This window comes from Cupriavidus sp. SS-3, from assembly GCF_035818815.1.
Classification (GTDB): Bacteria; Pseudomonadota; Gammaproteobacteria; order Burkholderiales; family Burkholderiaceae; genus Cupriavidus; species Cupriavidus taiwanensis_C.
The window spans coordinates 27506-43561 of sequence record NZ_JAYLVT010000019.1; the positions used below are offsets into that span (position 1 = coordinate 27506).

Annotated in this window: 15 protein-coding genes; 11 read left to right on the forward strand and 4 right to left on the reverse strand. The window is 68.0% G+C overall.

The features are described from left to right. Nucleotides 1–52 precede the first annotated feature (52 nt). Both U9J39_RS23680 and U9J39_RS23685 read left to right on the forward strand, forming a co-directional pair. A complete protein-coding gene (locus tag U9J39_RS23680) occupies nt 53–1066 on the forward strand; it encodes a 1-aminocyclopropane-1-carboxylate deaminase (RefSeq protein ID WP_115683399.1) in 1014 nt (337 codons plus the stop codon). Between the two features lie 413 nt (nt 1067–1479). Further along, a complete protein-coding gene (locus tag U9J39_RS23685) occupies nt 1480–1710 on the forward strand; it encodes a DUF1484 family protein (protein ID WP_326348240.1) in 231 nt (76 codons plus the stop codon). Here the strand turns inward: U9J39_RS23685 and U9J39_RS23690 are convergent. Then, complete coding sequence (locus U9J39_RS23690) at nt 1705–3777, reverse strand: sensor histidine kinase (RefSeq protein WP_326348241.1); 2073 nt, start codon at nt 3775–3777, stop codon at nt 1705–1707. The genes U9J39_RS23685 and U9J39_RS23690 overlap by 6 nt on opposite strands. Further along, a complete protein-coding gene (locus tag U9J39_RS23695) occupies nt 3750–5141 on the reverse strand; it encodes a sigma-54-dependent transcriptional regulator (protein ID WP_116314137.1) in 1392 nt (463 codons plus the stop codon). Before U9J39_RS23695 ends, U9J39_RS23690 begins: the two co-directional genes overlap by 28 nt. 309 nt (nt 5142–5450) lie before the next feature. Here U9J39_RS23695 and U9J39_RS23700 point away from each other — a divergent pair, with 309 nt between their 5' ends. The 9 genes from U9J39_RS23700 (at nt 5451) to moaA (ending at nt 14292) form a co-directional block, all read left to right on the forward strand. Beyond that, nucleotides 5451–6878 carry an L-lactate MFS transporter gene (locus U9J39_RS23700; protein ID WP_326348242.1) on the forward strand — a complete coding sequence of 476 codons (1428 nt, stop codon included), beginning with the start codon at nt 5451–5453 and terminating at the stop codon, nt 6876–6878. Nucleotides 6879–6913: 35 nt separating this feature from the next. Then, complete coding sequence (locus tag U9J39_RS23705) at nt 6914–7036, forward strand: MFS transporter small subunit (protein WP_258400839.1); 123 nt, start codon at nt 6914–6916, stop codon at nt 7034–7036. 313 nt (nt 7037–7349) lie between these two features. Then, a complete protein-coding gene (locus U9J39_RS23710) occupies nt 7350–8804 on the forward strand; it encodes a cytochrome ubiquinol oxidase subunit I (protein WP_326348243.1) in 1455 nt (484 codons plus the stop codon). Between the two features lie 13 nt (nt 8805–8817). Then, nucleotides 8818–9825 (forward strand): cytochrome d ubiquinol oxidase subunit II, encoded by a 1008-nt coding sequence (cydB, locus tag U9J39_RS23715; protein ID WP_116314763.1) that lies wholly within the window; start codon nt 8818–8820, stop codon nt 9823–9825. Beyond that, nucleotides 9825–9974, forward strand: coding sequence for a DUF2474 family protein (locus tag U9J39_RS23720; protein WP_115683403.1), 150 nt, complete (start codon nt 9825–9827; stop codon nt 9972–9974). The genes cydB and U9J39_RS23720 overlap by 1 nt, the downstream gene beginning before the upstream one ends. A 4-nt stretch (nt 9975–9978) precedes the next feature. Continuing rightward, nucleotides 9979–12051 (forward strand): FUSC family protein, encoded by a 2073-nt coding sequence (locus U9J39_RS23725; RefSeq protein WP_442784923.1) that lies wholly within the window; start codon nt 9979–9981, stop codon nt 12049–12051. Then, nucleotides 12038–12250, forward strand: coding sequence for a DUF1656 domain-containing protein (locus U9J39_RS23730; RefSeq protein ID WP_326348244.1), 213 nt, complete (start codon nt 12038–12040; stop codon nt 12248–12250). Before U9J39_RS23725 ends, U9J39_RS23730 begins: the two co-directional genes overlap by 14 nt. Next, nucleotides 12247–13068 (forward strand): HlyD family secretion protein, encoded by an 822-nt coding sequence (locus tag U9J39_RS23735; RefSeq protein WP_326348245.1) that lies wholly within the window; start codon nt 12247–12249, stop codon nt 13066–13068. Before U9J39_RS23730 ends, U9J39_RS23735 begins: the two co-directional genes overlap by 4 nt. A 111-nt stretch (nt 13069–13179) precedes the next feature. Then, entirely contained in the window at nt 13180–14292 is a 1113-nt protein-coding gene (gene moaA, locus U9J39_RS23740; protein ID WP_116314131.1) for a GTP 3',8-cyclase MoaA, read from the forward strand. A 26-nt stretch (nt 14293–14318) separates the two neighbouring features. Here moaA and U9J39_RS23745 read toward each other — a convergent pair whose 3' ends face one another. Together U9J39_RS23745 and U9J39_RS23750 are read right to left on the reverse strand one after the other, a co-directional pair. Next, nucleotides 14319–14579 carry a helix-turn-helix domain-containing protein gene (locus U9J39_RS23745; RefSeq protein WP_115683408.1) on the reverse strand — a complete coding sequence of 87 codons (261 nt, stop codon included), beginning with the start codon at nt 14577–14579 and terminating at the stop codon, nt 14319–14321. 1 nt (nt 14580) lies between these two features. Then, nucleotides 14581–16026, reverse strand: a complete 1446-nt coding sequence (locus U9J39_RS23750) for an aminotransferase-like domain-containing protein (protein WP_115714280.1) — start codon at nt 16024–16026, stop codon at nt 14581–14583. Nucleotides 16027–16056: the final 30 nt, after the last annotated feature.

Below are 16056 nucleotides of genomic sequence, written 5' to 3' on the forward strand. Positions count from 1 at the left end.
ATCTCCTAATCTAGAGTCACTCTTCCCCCCATTCTTCAACAGGGAGTTCGCCATGGCGCTTGATCTCGAAAATCGCTTCGGCCGCATCTCGCTTGGCTTCTTCCCATCGCCGATTCATCGGCTCAATCGCCTGTCCGATGTGCTCGGCATTTCGGTGTGGGCAAAGCGCGACGATGTGTCGTCCGGGCTCGCGTTTGGCGGCAACAAGATTCGCAAGCTTGAGTGGCTCGCCGCTGACGCAGTGAAACAAGGCGCCGACACGCTCGTTTCCATCGGCAACATTCAGTCGAATCACACGCGCCAGGTTGCGGCCGTCGCGGCGGTGCTCGGCATGCGCTGCCGGCTAGTGCAGGAGGAGTGGACACACTGGGACGATCCGGTCTACGACAAGGTCGGCAATATCTTGCTGTCGCGGCTGATGGGCGCCGAGACGCTGCTGGAGGGAGAGGGCTACTCGACCGAGGTGAAGGAGACGTGGTCGCGCGCCCTCGAGCAGGTGCACCGGGAAGGCGGCAAGCCTTACGCGATTCCGGCGGGTGCATCCGATCATCGCCTTGGTGGCCTCGGCTATGCGAACTTCACCGATGAACTCGCGCGTCAGGAACAGGAAATGGGCGTATTCTTCGACACCGTGATCACCGCGACCTGCACCGGCTCGACACAGGGCGGCATGGTCGCAGGCTTCAAAGCGCAGGACAGACCACGCCGCCTGATTGGCATCGATACCGCATGCAACGAGGCGATGACGCGCCGCGCCGTGGCGAAGAGCGCGCGACAGACGGCGGAACTGATCGGCATCGGCAAGCCAATCGACGACGCCGACGTGATCGTCGATCCTCGTTTCGCGGGTCCGGACTATGGCCTGCCCGACGATCGGACGATCGATGCGATCCGCACGGCAGCGCGGCTTGAGGCGATGCTCACCGATCCGGTGTACGAGGGCAAATCGATGGCGGGCCTGATCGCGATGGCGAAGGCGGGTGAGATTCCGAAGGGAACGAACGTGCTGTACGTGCATCTGGGCGGCGCGCCCGCTCTCAACGCGTATCACAAGGCGTTCGCATGATCGGCTTGCACAAGATCGTATGAGCCCCGCGATCACTCAGTCATTCGAACGTCGAGTCTCGCCATGACTCCCATAACGCGCCTGCCTTGTTCCCACCACACCAACTTCAAGTACTTGGCCGCCTCCATTGCGAATCGTCTGATCGCCATCCCCCACCGAGAAGGCAAAACTAAGCCTATCACCGAAACAACGGTGATCGGGCGTCGCAACCCGCTATTCTCTCTGACGGATGGTCGCTCATGTGACCATCCCACACGCACGCGCGCGTCGCTTCACTATGGCGGGCCGGGTGGGGCAGCCATAAGGCTGGCCGGTGTTCGTCAGAGAGCCGGTATTGCGACCCCCGCTGTCAGGCCCGCCACCCTCTTCCGATTGCGTCAGGCGGGTCTCCCAACCTTCTTCAGGAGAACGCAATGCAAGAGAAAACCCATCCGCAGCACGAAACCATTTTCATTGGCATACCGTCAGAAACCCTGGAATCGCTCGACCGCGTCCAGGCCGGCATGGTGAGCGCCCTGTCGCTGCTGGAAATTGAAAGCGAACGCTCGGAAGGCTGCCACGGCGTCCATTGCCTGCTGACGATGATCAGGATGCAGCTTGATCAGGTGGCAGAGGCGTTGAGCCCCGAGGCTGAGGCGTCATGACACCTGCTGATCCGGCTCAGCCCCGGCCCCGTCTTCGCGCAGCCAGACGCTAAATTCCGCGCCCTGCCCGACCGTACTTTCCACGGTAATGCGGCCACCATAACGCTCGACCAGCGCGTAGCTGATGGACAGGCCGAGCCCGGTCCCCTTCTGCTTCTTGGTGGTGAAAAACGGATTGAACAGGTTGGGCAGGTCTTCCGCGCGGATGCCGCGGCCGGTGTCGCGCACATGCAATGTCACACCGTGCTCGTCCCAGTCGCGCGTGGCCAGCGTCAGGGTGCCGCCTTCAGGCATGGCATGGATGGCATTGGTCAAAAGGTTGACGATGACCTGCTGCAGTTCGCTGCGGCTAATGCGCACCTGGCGCGTGGCGGTGAAGGCCAGTTCGACGCGGATGGCCGCGTCCTTCAGCATATGCCGGACCAGGTCGACGCAGCCGCCCGCAACCTCGCCCAGGTCCAGGCGCTCGGTATTGCCGGCGTATGCCTCGGGCCGGACAAACTGCAGCAGCCGGTTGGTCAGCAGGTAGATGCGCCGAACCTGCTCATCGATCAGGCGCAATTCATGCCGGACCGGCTCCGCCGCCGGGCCGAGGATATCGCGGGCCACGTCGAGGTTGCCCTGGATCACCGCGATCGGATTGTTGATTTCATGGGCCACGCCAGCGGTCAGCTGCCCGGCAAGCGCGAGCTTTTCCGAGGTAATCAGTTGCTGCCGGGTTGCGCGCAGCACGGCGTTCGCATCTTCCAGCTCGCGGGTCCGCTCGGCAACCTTGCGGTCGAGCGCGTCGCCCCAGTCCCTGAGTTCGGCATTGCGCTGCTGCAGGTCTGACAGCAGCTGATCGAACTGGCGGGCCAGCTGGCCCAGTTCATCCTCGCTGCGCACTGGGCCGACGCGCGCATGATCGTTGCCGGCCTTGAGCGCGCGCATGGTGCCGACCATGCGCGTCATCGGCGTGAATACGCGCCTGGCCCACAGCAGCGAGAACAGCGCGCCCGCCACGGCCAGCAGCACGAACAGGCTCACCAGCACGCCCAGCGCCAGGTTCTTGGCCTGGCTGATGGGCCTGGCCAGGTAGCCGACGTAGAGCATGCCGATGCGCTGGCCCCGGCTGTCGACGATGGGCTCGTAGGCGCTCATGTAGCGGTCGTTGACGACGAAGGCCAGGTCCAGCCATTTTTCGCCGCGCAGCAGCACCTGGTCGCGCACCTCGCGCGAGACGCGCGTGCCCAGGGCGCGCTCGCCATGGAACAGCCGCACGTTGGTGGCGATGCGGGTGTCGTCCAGGAACAGGGTCGCGGTGCCCTGGCTGCCGCGGGGCAGGGATTCTGGCTGGTAGACCAGGGCGTTGATGGTGTCGATAAAGCCGAGGTTGTGGTTGAGCAGCGTGCCGCCGTGCAGCACGGCCACCAGCTTGCCCGCGGCATCGAACACCGGCGCCGCCGCGTGCACCACCATGCCGCGGGTTTCGATGGTGCGGTCGGTCGGCGCCGCATTGGCGGTGGCGCGCAGCGTGACCGGAGCGCGCCGGGCAAGGTCGGCGGAGACGGCGGCCAGCCGCGCGGCGGACCAGGCGTCGGTGGCGGCGTCGGCGCGGCCAGCCGCGGCGCTTTCCACCACGCGCCAGGCGGCATAGCCGGTATCCGCTGCACCAGCCGGCGCAGCGGCAAGCAGCCGCCCTTTGGGATCGAGCAATTGCAGGAAATCAAGGCCGTGCGTGCGCCGCGCCTCCGCCAGGATGGCGGGCATGGTGCTGCTACGGCCAAGCGCGTCCACCAGCCCGTGCGACCGGGCCTCCTGCAGAACCCGGTCCTTCACACCGCCGACCATGTGCTCGAAATACTCGTGGGCGACCAGCAGGTCGCTGTTGACCTTGTAGGCCAGCAACGCCTGGAAGGTGCGGTTGCCCCACAGCGCCATCAGCAGCAGCAACGCGACCAGCGCCACCAGCAAGGGCGCAATCACGATCGACACCAGTTTGGCGCGCAGCGACGCGCGATAGCGGCGCACCAGCGCCCAGCCGCGCGGGTCGCGCGTGGTCAAGGACGCAGCCCCCACTGCAGGCATTTGCGGTCCAGCGTGCGCCGCGAAATGCCGAGCCGGCGCGCCGCTTCGGCGCGGTTGCCGCCCTCGGACGCCAGCACCTGGAGGATGTGCCGGCGCTCCACCGATTCCAGCAGCACGGCGTCGTCTGCCGGCGCATGCTCATCGGCTGCCGCGTGCGCGGCTGGCGCGGGTTCGCCATGCGCCAGCAGCTCGACCGGGTACTCGCCCAGAATCAGGGCCCGCTCCACCAGGTTGCGCAGCTCGCGCGCATTGCCCGGCCAGTCATAGGCTTCAAGCAGGCGCACCAGCGACGGCGACAGCGGCACCACGGGCAGCCCCAGCTGGGCCGACAGCTGCTCCGAGAAATGCCCGGCCAGCGGCACGATGTCTTCCGGCCGCGTGCGCAGCGGCGGAATCGCGATCGAGACCACGTCGAGCCGGTAATACAGGTCCTGGCGGAAGCGCCCGGCCGCCACCTCCTGGGCCAGGCTGCGGTTGCAGGCCGCGACGATGCGCACGTCCACCACCATCTCGCGCTCGGTGCCGAGCGGACGGATGCGCCGGTCTTCGATCACCCGCAGCAGCTTGGCCTGCATCGGCAGCGGCAGTTCTGAGATCTCGTCCAGGAACAGCGTGCCGCCGTCGGCATAGAGGAACAGGCCATGGCGCGCGCCCGCGGCGCCGGTGAAGGCGCCGCGGGCATGGCCGAACAGCTCGCTTTCGATCAGCTCCGGCGCCATCGCGCCGCAGTTCAGCGGCACGAACTGGCCCTGCCGTCCGCTCAGGCGGTGCAGCTCGCGCGCCACCACTTCCTTGCCGGTGCCGGATTCGCCCGTGACCAGTACCGTCGACGGCATCGGCGCGACGCGCGCGACCAGCGCCATCACCTTGCGCATGGCCTCGGAGTTGCCGACCACATGCTTGTGGATGGTGTACTGGTCCAGCTCGCGGCGCAGCAGGTAGTTCTCGCGCGCCAGGCGCGCACGGTCGAAGCAGCGCCGGATCGCGTTGAGCATCTGGTCGACGCGGAACGGCTTGACGATGAAGTCCGCCGCGCCCGAGCGCAACGCCTCGATGGCGGTCTCCATGTCGGCGAAGGCGGTCATCAGGATCACGTCGGCGGGGTTGCCGGCGGCTCGCAGCGCCTTGAGCCATTCCACGCCGCTGGCGCCCGGCAACGCCACGTCGAGGAGGATCAGGTCGACATGGCGCTGCTCCAGCAGCGCAGCGCCGGCTTCGGCGCTGTCGGCGGTCAGCACGGCATCGACCTTGCCTTCCAGCGCGCGCGACAGGAACGAACGCATGCCGGCCTCGTCGTCCACCACCAGGATGGTGCGGCGCTGCCAGTTGTCGGTATCGGCCGCATTGCTTTGTCGTTCGCTCATCACTTTGGTTGTTGCGGGGCGGAGAGACGGAGAGTGCAAGAGTCTAGCGACAGTCGGTGCAAGCGCTGTATTGGGAGTTAAACCGAGGCCGAGCCGGCCAACCCGCAGCGGATGGACATTTTGGCCGGGACACCGGGCCGGCGCGCGGACATTTTGTCCAACGCATCGCGCCCGCAAGCGGGCCATTCGGCGTCATGCGTTGATGGCAAAGGGCTTGAACCTTGGGCACAGGACTTGCTGGACGACGCGCTCCAGCCCGCCGCGCCCCGCGCAACAAGAGGCTGCCACTTCCAGGTAGGAGACAACTTCATGCCATATCCCGCGCCAGCGCAGACGCCCTCGTCCACCCCGCGCATCCCCACCAACACGAGCACCGCGCGGCCCTCGCGCTTCTCCAAGGAGGCCATCATCGCCCGGCCCGGCTTCAACCGCTGGATGGTGCCCCCGGCCGCGCTGGCGGTGCATCTGTGCATCGGCCAGGCCTACGCCTTCTCGGTGTTCAACGAGCCGCTGACCCGCATCCTCGGCGTCACGCAATCCGCGCCCGGCGACTGGCAGCTGACCACGCTGGGCTGGGTGTTCTCGCTGGCAATCTTCTTCCTCGGCATCTCGGCCGCGTTTGCCGGCAAGTGGCTGGAGAAGGTCGGCCCGCGGCGCACCATGTTCACCGCGGCCTGCTGTTTCGGCGGCGGCTTCGTGGTCTCGGCGCTCGGCATCTGGCTGCACCAGATCTGGCTTCTCTACCTGGGCTACGGCGTATTGGGCGGCATCGGCCTGGGGTTGGGCTACGTCTCGCCGGTGTCGACGCTGATCCGCTGGTTCCCGGACCGGCGCGGCATGGCCACGGGGATGGCGATCATGGGCTTCGGCGGCGGCGCGATGATCGGCGCGCCGCTGTCGGTGGCGCTGATGAACCATTTCAAGAGCGCCACCAGCGCGGGGGTGGCGGAGACCTTCCTGGTGATGGGCGTGATCTACTTCATCTCGATGTCGATCGGCGCGCTCGCGATTCGCATCCCGGCCCCGGTATGGACGCCGCCTGGCTACGTCCCCCCGGCCAGGCCGAGCAAGATGGTGACACACGCCAACGTGCATATCGACCAGGCCCTGAAGACGCCGCAGTTCTACCTGCTGTGGCTGATCCTGTTCCTCAACATCACGGCCGGCATCGGCGTGCTGGGCCAGGCCGCGGTGATGATCCAGGAAACCTTCAAGGGCACCATCACCGCCGCGGCCGCGGCGGGCTTTGTCGGCCTGCTCAGCATCGGCAACATGACCGGACGCTTCCTGTGGAGCTCCGCCAGCGACTACTTCGGCCGCAAGCTTACCTACGCCATCTTCTTCGCCTTCGGCGCGGCGCTCTACATGGCGGTGCCGGCGGTGGGCGCATCCGGCAACGTGGCCCTGTTCGTGGCCTGCTACTTCCTGATCCTGACCATGTATGGCGGCGGCTTCAGCACCATCCCGGCCTACCTGGCGGACATGTTCGGCACCGCCTACGTCGGCGGCATCCATGGCCGCCTGCTGACCGCCTGGGCCGCCGCGGGCATTGCCGGGCCGGCGCTGGTCAACTACATCCGCGAGTACAAGCTCGCACTAGGTGTGCCAAGGTCGGAGGTCTATGTCGATACCCTGCATATCATGGCCGGCCTGCTGGTGGTGGGCTTCGCGTGCAACCTGCTGATGCGGCCCGTGCATGCGCGGCATCATCTGCGCGAAGCCGCCGGCGCGGTTTGAGCGGCTTCCCCTCATCTATCGCACGGAGATTCGCCATGCAAGACGATCGCACCTTCGGCAAGGCCCTGCTGTTGTTCGCGTTCTGGGCTTATGTATTGATTCCGCTCGGCACCGGCATCTGGTCCACCCTGGGCAAGGCGCTGGCGCTGTTCAGCTGAGCGCATTTGCCACTGCCGATTGGGTACTCCCTCTCCCTCTGGGAGAGGGTTGGGGTGAGGGCCGGGCGCTGCCACGAAGCACATGCCCTTGCTATTGCCAGCGCCGGCCCTCACCCCCGCCCCTCTCCCGCAAGCGGGAAAGGGGAGAAAAACAGTCGGGATTCGTGGGCCATCAAGTCTCGGCCTCGACAACTGAGCTTGCACAGATCCCCAAAAACTGTATCCCTGCCAGCCACGCCGTCATCCCTACCCTTGTCCGTAGTGTCGCGCGACATGCCGTCGTGCCGGCGGCAACCCCACGGAGAGCACATCGATGCACGGACTCACAGCGCTGGACCTTGCCCGGATCCAGTTCGGATTCACGGTTTCCTTTCATATCCTGTTTCCCGCCATCACCATCGGGCTGGCGTGTTTCCTGGCCTTCCTGGAGGCTCGCTGGCTCTACACCAAAGACCCGGTGTACCGGTCCTTGTACCAGTTCTGGATCAAGATCTTCGCGCTGAACTTCGGCATGGGCGTCGTTTCCGGCCTGGTCATGGCTTATGAGTTCGGCACCAACTGGTCCGGCTTCTCGCAGTTCGCCGGCAGCATCACCGGCCCGCTGCTGACCTACGAAGTGCTGACGGCGTTCTTCCTGGAAGCCGGCTTTCTCGGCGTGATGCTGTTTGGCTGGAACCGCGTCGGGCCGGGGCTGCACTTCTTCGCGACCGTGATGGTGGCGCTGGGCACGCTGATCTCGTCGACCTGGATCCTGGCCTCCAACAGCTGGATGCATACGCCGGCGGGCTACGTCGTCGTCGCCGGCAAGGTGGTGCCGACCGACTGGCTCGAGGTGATCTTCAACCCGTCGTTCCCTTACCGCCTCGCGCACATGGTGATTGCGGCGCTGCTGTCCACGGCGCTGTTCGTGGCGGCGGCGTCGGCCTGGCAGCTGCTGCATGGCCGCGCCGTGCCCGCCGCGCGCAAGATGCTGTCGATGGCGCTGTGGATGGTGCTGGTGGCCGCGCCGCTGCAAGCGGTGGTGGGCGACGCGCATGGGCTTAACACGCTGGCGCACCAGCCCGCCAAGATCGCGGCGATGGAGGGGCACTGGAATACCGCGCCCAGCGGCGACAAGGGCGGCTTCCCGCTGATCGTCTTCGGCATTCCCGACATGGAGCGCGAGGAAACCCGCTACGCCATCGAGATCCCGCGCCTGGGCAGCCTGATCCTGACGCACAGCCTGGACGGCCAGATCCGCGGGCTCAAGGACTTCCCCAAAGCGGACCGTCCCAACGCCACCGTGGTGTTCTTCACCTTCCGCGCCATGGTGGGCCTGGGCGTGGCGATGATCCTGTTCGGCCTGCTCGGCTGGATCCTGCGCCGCAATGGCGCGGTGTACCGCTCGCGCGCATTCCTGCGTCTGGCGGTGGCGATGGGGCCCACCGGCCTGATCGCATTGCTGGCGGGCTGGATGACCACGGAGATCGGACGCCAGCCATGGGTGGTCTATGGACTGCTGCGCACCCACGATGCCGTGTCCGCGCATCAGGCGGGGCCGGTGGCGCTGTCGCTGGCGCTGTTCGTGGTTGTCTATTTCGTCTGCTTCGGCGTGGGCATCCGCTACATGCTCAGGCTGGCCAGCGCCGGCCCGGCGCCGGATACGCACCACCCGCACCCCCATCCGGACGACCGGCCGTCCTACGGCCCCGGCAGCGTCGTTCCCGCCGCCCTCGCCGCCGCTTCCACTCCCAACGCGATGGCCCCGCACGGCCGCCGCGAATCCTGAACAGGTGATCGACATGGGTATCAACCTTCCCGTTATCTGGGCTGCGCTGATCTTCTTCGGCGTGATGATGTACGTCATCATGGACGGATTCGACCTCGGCATCGGCATCCTCTTCCCCTTCGTCGGCGACCGCCATGACCGCGACGTGATGATGAATACGGTCGCGCCGGTGTGGGACGGCAACGAAACCTGGCTGGTGCTGGGCGGCGCGGCGCTGCTGGGCGCCTTCCCGCTGGCGTATTCGGTGCTGCTCAGCGCCTTCTACCTGCCGCTGGTGTTCATGCTGCTGGGGCTGATCTTCCGCGGCGTCGCCTTCGAATTCCGCTTCAAGGCCAGCGACCGCAGCCGCCCGTACTGGGACGCCGCGTTCACCTGGGGCTCGGTGGTCGCTGCCTTCTTCCAGGGCGTGACGCTGGGCGCCTATATCGACGGCATCGCCATGGACGGCACCACCTTCAGCGGCGGCGCGCTCGACTGGCTGGCGCCGTTTCCGCTGTTCTGCGGCGTTGGCGTGGTGATCACTTACGCGTTCCTCGGCGTCACCTGGCTCATCATGAAGACCGAGGGCCGGCTGCAGTGGACCATGCTGCGCGTGACCAACGTACTGACCGGCGTGATGCTGGCGATGGTGGGCGCGGTCAGTATCTGGACGCCGCTGACCCACCCGGAGATCGCGCAGCGCTGGTTCGCGCTGCCCAACCTGCTGTTCTTCCTGCCGGTGCCGCTGCTGGTGCTGGGCTCGGCCTGGGGCATCTACCGGTCGCTGCGCCGGCAGCCCAATGTGTCGCCGTTCCTGTATGCGCTGCTGATGGTCTTCATGGGCTATACCGGGCTGGCCATCAGCATCTGGCCCAACATCATCCCGCCGTCGGTGTCGATCTTCGATGCCTCGTCGCCGCCGCAAAGCCAGGGCTTCGCGCTGGTCGGCACGCTCTTCATCGTGCCGATCATCCTGGCCTACACCTCGTGGTCGTACTACGTGTTCCGCGGCAAGGTCCGGCGCGGCGAGGGGTACCACTGATGGCCAGGACTCCGCATAAGACGCCGAGCGCACCGCTGGCGACCCGACTGGGCTGGCTGCTGGCGCTGTGGCTGGCTGGGGTCGGCACGGTGTTCGCCTGCGCCAGCCTGATGAAGCTGCTGATGCGCGCCGCGGGCCTCGCGCACTGACGCCATGTCCGCTTCCCGCCCGCTTTCTCCCGTCACGCCACGGCCACGCCCTGCCGGGATGGCCAGCGCGTTCGCCGCGGCGTGGGCGGGCGCCCCTGACCTTGCGCCCTGGCTGCATTCCCTCAAGGTGTTCGGCGCGGCGATGCTGGCGCTCGGCACGGCGCTGGCGCTGGGCCTGCCGCGGCCCTACTGGGCCATGGCGACGGTCTACCTGGTGTCCAGCCCGCTCGCCGGCGCGACGCATGCCAAGGGCGCCTACCGCGTCGTCGGCACGCTGCTGGGGGCCATCGGCGCGGTCGCGCTGGTGCCCTGTCTGGTTGATCAGCCCGTGCTGCTGATGGCGGCGATCGCCTGCTGGACCGGCACCCTGCTCTACCTGTCCTTGCTGGAGCCGGCACCGCGCAACTACATTTGCCTGCTGGCCGCCTATACGCTGCCGATCGTGGCGCTGCCGACCGTGACCCACCCCGGCACGGTGTTCGACGTCGCGCTGACGCGGATCGAGGAGATCGTGATCGGCATCGTCTGCGCCAGCGTGGTCAGCGCGGTGGTGTTTCCATCGCGCACCGCGCCGGCGCTGGCCGCGCGCGCGGCGGCATGGATGGAGCACGCCTCGCGCTGGAGCGTCGACATGCTGGCCGGCGGCGCCAGCGCGGGGCAACGCCACGACAGCTTCAGCACGCTCGCCGCCGATATCCTCGCGCTGGAAACCCAGATGGCCCAGCTCGCCTATGAATCCGGCAACGCGCACAAGCTGCGGCGCGCACGCGCGCTGCACCAGCGCATGACCGCGCTGCTGCCGCTGGTGCTGGCGCTGGCCGATGCCGCAAACGCGCTGCGCCGGCATCGCGCCGGCATGCCGGACCACGTCGCGCAGCGCCTGCGTGCCATGCTGGACTGGATCGCCGGTGCGGCCGGCGCGTCGCGCCCGCCGCCGTCGTGGTACCCGGCGGGCACGGCGCCGACCGCGCCCGCCGACTGGCACGCGCGGCTGGTCGCGGCGACCTTCGACTACCTCGATGAACTAGGCGACCTCTGGCAGGACTGCCGCCTGCTGCAGGCCAGCCTGCGCCAGCGCGGCAGCGAGCCCGCGGCGCTGCGTTACCGCGTGGAGCCGGCCGGCCAGGCGCGGCATCATGACCACGCGCAGCTATTGTTCCGCGCCGCCACAGCGGGCTCGGCGACGCTGGTGGCCGGCCTGCTGTGGATGGCATCCGGCTGGGTGGACGGCGCCGTGCCGGTCGGCCTGGCGGCGCTGGCCAGCTGCTTCATCGCCTGCACGCCCGAGCCGCGGCTGGTGGCTGGCCGCGTGATCGCGTGGAGCGTGGCCTGCGCGCTGCTGTCCTGGTACTACCAGTTCGTGGTGCTGCAGCTGGCCCATGACTTCGGCTCGCTCGCCGCGCTGCTGTTCGGGCCTTACCTGGTGATCGGCGCGATGACCACGCAGCCGCGCTTCGCGTTGTTCGGCGTGCTGCTGGCCGTGACCGCGGCGTCGTTCCCGGGGCCGCAGGACCTGGGAAAGGCGAGTTTTGCCGGCATTTTCAACGGCAGCCTGGCAAGCCTGGCGGCACTGGTGTTCGCCGCGCTGTGGGCGGTGCTGATGCAGCCGTTTGGCCAGCAGCTGGTGGCATACCGGCTGGCGCGCGCCAACTGGAAAGAGATCGCGCTGGCCGCCCATCCGCGCGCGCCGGTCAATAGCGCGCGGCTGCGCGGCCGCCTGCTCGACCGCCTGCTGCGCCAGTGGCCGCCGCTGACGCGCCGCAACCATGCCAGCCATGAGCAGGCGGCCAATGCGCTGGCCGACTTCCTGGTCGAAGTTGCCGTGCTGGCGCTGCGGCGCGCCACGGATCGCGCAGTCGCCCGCGTGCTTGCCGGGGTCGCGCGGCACTACCGCCACTGCGCGCGTGCCGGCCATGCCATCCCGCCCGCGCCGGCGCTGGCTGCGCAGATCGACGCGGCCTTCGCGGCGCTGGCCACGTCCGCGCACGGCAGCTCCCGCTCCACGCTGACGGCGCTCGCCACGCTGCGCCTTGCTCTCTATCCCCATGACCAGGAAAGACGCCATGCACGCCACTGAGTTCGACCTGTATGGCGTGTTCGTGCCCGCCACCGTGGTGTGGATGCTGGCCGCGTTCGCGGTCGCCGCCGCACTGCGTGCCGTGCTGGTCCGGGTCGGCTTCTACCGCATCGTGTGGCACCGGTCCTTGTTCAACCTCTCGCTGTACATCCTCGTATTGGGCGCCATCGTCGCGCTCGTCTGGCAGGCCCCATCATGATTCGCAAGCTCTCGCTGCTCGTCCCGGTTGCTGTGACCCTGGCCGCGGTGGCCGCCGCGGCGATGACCGCCTGGCACCTCTGGCAGTACTACACCGCGGCGCCATGGACCCGCGACGGCCACGTGCGCGCCGCGGTGATCCAGGTCGCGCCCGATGTCTCGGGTCCCGTCACGGCCGTGCTGATCAGCGACAACGCGCGGGTGCAACGCGGCCAGGTGCTGTTCGAGGTGGATCCGGAGCGCTTCCGCCTGCGCCTGGAGCAGGCGCAGGCCGAAGCCGCGTCGGCACGCGCGGCGCTGGCGCTGGCGCGGCGGCTCCGCAACGCGGCCGCCGTAGCCGCCGCACAGGCGCGCGTCGACCAGGCTCGGGCCGCGGTCGACGTCGCCGCGCTGGACCTGGCGCGTTGCCGCGTCACCAGCCCGGTCGACGGCCAGGTCAGTGACCGCCTGCCGCGCGCAGGCGACTTCGCCACCCGCGGCAAGCCGGCCCTGTCGGTGGTGGCAAGCGGCTCGCAATACGTCGAGGGCTATTTCGAGGAGACCAAGCTGCCCGCGATCCGGATCGGCAGCGCCGCCGAAGTGCATGTCATGGGGCAGCGCGCGCCGCTGCACGGACAGGTGCAGAGCATCGCGCCCGGCATCGAGGACCAGGACCGCGCACTCGGCCCGAACCTGCTGCCGAGCGTCAACCCGACCTTCAACTGGGTGCGGCTGGCGCAGCGGATACCGGTGCGCATCGCGCTCGATCCGGTCCCGGAAGGCGTCCAGCTGATTGCCGGCCAGACCGCCACGGTACGCATCCGCGAGCCGCACCCCTGACGCCGCAGCGCTCGGGCCGCAACTGTTCTGCTTGCACGCCGGCCGCTTTGTACGCCTGCGGCGCGGTCGCCGGCACCTACGATGGACCGCATACGCTTATGGAGACTCCCCATGCAAGCAGCGCCTGTGCAAGCCTTGCCGGCCACGTCCGGCCATCCCGCCGCCGCGCCGGGCCCCGTCACGCCCGCCGTGCTCGACCAGCTTGGTCGCCCGCTGCGCGACCTGCGCCTGTCGGTGATCGACCAGTGCAATTTCCGCTGCACCTACTGCATGCCCAAGTCGCGCTTCGGGCGCGACTATCCGTTCCTCACGCCCGCGCAGCGCCTATCCGACGACGAACTGCTGCGCATCGTGCGCGCCTTTGTCGGCCTGGGCGTCGAGAAGGTGCGCCTGACCGGCGGCGAGCCGCTGCTGCGCAAGGGCATCGAGTCACTGGTCGAACGGATTGCCGCGATGCGCACGCGCGAGGGGAAGCCGGTGGCAGTGGCGATGACCACCAACGGCAGCCTGCTGGCGCGCAAGGCCCGCGCACTGCGCGACGCGGGGCTGGACCGGGTCACGGTCAGCCTCGACAGCCTGGACGACGGCATCTTCCGCGCCATGAACGATGTGGAAGTTCCGGTTGGCCGCGTGCTGGAGGGCATCGACGCAGCCCGCGCCGCCGGCCTGGCCCCGGTCAAGGTCAACTGCGTGGTCGAGCGCGGCACCAATGACGGCCAGGTGCTGCCGCTGGTCGAACACTTTCGCGGCAGCGGCGTCACGCTGCGCTTTATCGAGTATATGGACGTGGAAGGTCCCAGCGGCTGGTCGCAAGCGCGCGTAGTGCCGTCGGAGGAATTGCGCGCTGCGATCGAGCGCGCGCATGCGCTGCTGCCGCTCGCCAGGCGCGCTGGCGAGACCGCCAGCAATTTCTTGCTGGCCGATGGCAGCCTGAAGCTGGGCTTTATCTCCAGCGTGTCGCAGCCGTTCTGCGGCGATTGCACCCGCGCCCGCGTGTCGGTCGATGGCCGGCTGCACCTGTGCCTGTTTGCCACCCGGTCGGTCGACCTGCGCCAGCATCTGGGCGCCGCGTGCCCGGAGCAAGACCTGGCGCAGGCGATCCGGCAGGCATGGCAGGCGCGCGGCGACCGTTATTCGGAGCTGCGCGCCGGAATACGCGCGGAAAGGTTTGCCAGCGGCAAACGGCAATATCCCACGGTACGCATGTCGCTGGTGGGCGGCTGAGCCGCGGCCCCGGAGCCGGCACGATGTCAGGCTTCGGGGAAAACCTGTGCGGCGAGCTCAGCGCCGGCCGGGGTCAGGCTCGCATGGCCGCGACCCGCTTCGTCGATCGACATGTCGGCCAGTCCGGCCGCCTGCAGCTGCGTCAGCACGCGCCGCAGCACGCTCATCGGCAGGCCGGAACGCTTGGCGATCCGGGCAAGCGACCAGGGGCCGCCGCCGTCGCGGCCGGCCTGGCACAGCACCTGGAGCACCGCAACGATGGCGGGATCGATGTCGGCGTCCTGCATGCTAGCGTTCATCCTCACTTTGCTCGCGGCTGCGCGCCAGCAGGTGCTGCGCGATCTTGCCCAGCGTCTGCACGGCGGATTCGATGCCGGGCGACCATTCCCCGCTGTAATTCAGCCGGATGCAGTGCCGATAGGTGGCGCCCGGCGCAAACATATGCCCCGGCGCCACGGTGATGCGGTGCTCCAGCGCGGCGTGGTACATCTCCATCGCGTCGATGCCCGCGGGCAGCTGCACCCACAGCACGTAGCCCCCCGCCGGTTGCGAGGTGGTGGTGCCATCCGGGAAGAACCGGCGCACCGTGGCCGCCATGATGCTGGCCTGCTGCGCATAGGCCTTGCGCACGCGCCGCAGGTGGAAATCGTAGCCGTCGTTCTTCAGGAACTCGGCGATCGCCAGTTGCGGAATCGCCGGCGTGGTCAGCGTATTGAGGAACTTGAGCCGTTCCACCGCCTCGCGGTAGCGCCCCGGCAGCGCCCAGCCGATGCGGTAGGCATTGGTCAGGGTCTTGGAGAACGAGGAGCAATGCAACACGATGCCGGCCTCGTCATAGGCCTTCAATGAACTGGGATGGGCCTCGCCGTAATAAAGTTCGCCGTAGACGTCGTTCTCGATGACCGGTATGTCCTTCGCGGTCAGCATCGTCACCAGCGCGCGCTTGTTCTGGTCCGGCATCTGGAAGCCGAGCGGGTTCTGGAAGTTGGGCATCACCATGCAGGCGGCCACGCCCTTTTCATCGATCAGCCGCGCCAGCGCATCGATGTCGATGCCATCGGCGGGATCGGTCGCCACCTCGATGGCGCGCATGCCCAGCCGTTCGATGGCATGGAGCATGGCGTAGTAGGTCGGTGACTCCACCGCGATGGTATCGCCGGGCCTGGCCACCGCCTGCAGGCACAGGTTGATCGCCTCGGTCGCGCCGATGGTGACGATGACCTCGTTCGGGTCGATGGCGTAGCCGTTCTCGAGATAGCGGCGCGAGATCTGCCGGATCAGCTCGGGGCTGCCGGGCGGCAGGTCGTCCAGCATGGTCCACTTGGCATAGCGGCGCGCGATATTGTTGGCGTACTGGTTGATGCGCTGCCACGGGAACAGCGAAGGATCCGGATAGGGAGAACCCAGCGGCACGGCCTCGTCCGAACGGATCGAGCGCAGCGTCGACAGCACCAGCGCGCTGACATCCACCGCCGAAGGCTTGGCGCTGGGCCGCGACGGGCGCAGCGCGGCCACCGGCTCGCCCGCCCGCGCGCGCACGAAGTAGCCGGACTGCGGCCGGCTTTCGATGATGCCGCGGCTCTCCAGCAGCACGTAGGCGCGGATCACGGTGGTAATGCTCATGCGGTGGTGCTGGCTGGTCTGCCGCACCGAGGGAATCCGCTCGCCGGGCAGCAGCACGCCCTGTTGCACCAGGGCCTCGATATCCGCAGCCAGCTTTTCATAGAGTTTCACGCCGCGCTCCCCTTGCTTGCCGTCCGCTGC

Bases quoted from the DNA above. Each gene is read 5' to 3' on its own strand.
- U9J39_RS23680 (WP_115683399.1), top strand. From the start codon at position 53: ATGGCGCTTGATCTCGAAAATCGCTTCGGCCGCATCTCGCTTGGCTTC.
- U9J39_RS23685 (WP_326348240.1), top strand. From the start codon at position 1,480: ATGCAAGAGAAAACCCATCCGCAGCACGAAACCATTTTCATTGGCATA.
- U9J39_RS23690 (WP_326348241.1), bottom strand. From the start codon at position 3,777: ATGCCTGCAGTGGGGGCTGCGTCCTTGACCACGCGCGACCCGCGCGGC.
- U9J39_RS23695 (WP_116314137.1), bottom strand. From the start codon at position 5,141: ATGAGCGAACGACAAAGCAATGCGGCCGATACCGACAACTGGCAGCGC.
- U9J39_RS23700 (WP_326348242.1), top strand. From the start codon at position 5,451: ATGCCATATCCCGCGCCAGCGCAGACGCCCTCGTCCACCCCGCGCATC.
- U9J39_RS23705 (WP_258400839.1), top strand. From the start codon at position 6,914: ATGCAAGACGATCGCACCTTCGGCAAGGCCCTGCTGTTGTTCGCGTTC.
- U9J39_RS23710 (WP_326348243.1), top strand. From the start codon at position 7,350: ATGCACGGACTCACAGCGCTGGACCTTGCCCGGATCCAGTTCGGATTC.
- cydB (WP_116314763.1), top strand. From the start codon at position 8,818: ATGGGTATCAACCTTCCCGTTATCTGGGCTGCGCTGATCTTCTTCGGC.
- U9J39_RS23720 (WP_115683403.1), top strand. From the start codon at position 9,825: ATGGCCAGGACTCCGCATAAGACGCCGAGCGCACCGCTGGCGACCCGA.
- U9J39_RS23725 (WP_442784923.1), top strand. From the start codon at position 9,979: ATGTCCGCTTCCCGCCCGCTTTCTCCCGTCACGCCACGGCCACGCCCT.
- U9J39_RS23730 (WP_326348244.1), top strand. From the start codon at position 12,038: ATGCACGCCACTGAGTTCGACCTGTATGGCGTGTTCGTGCCCGCCACC.
- U9J39_RS23735 (WP_326348245.1), top strand. From the start codon at position 12,247: ATGATTCGCAAGCTCTCGCTGCTCGTCCCGGTTGCTGTGACCCTGGCC.
- moaA (WP_116314131.1), top strand. From the start codon at position 13,180: ATGCAAGCAGCGCCTGTGCAAGCCTTGCCGGCCACGTCCGGCCATCCC.
- U9J39_RS23745 (WP_115683408.1), bottom strand. From the start codon at position 14,579: ATGCAGGACGCCGACATCGATCCCGCCATCGTTGCGGTGCTCCAGGTG.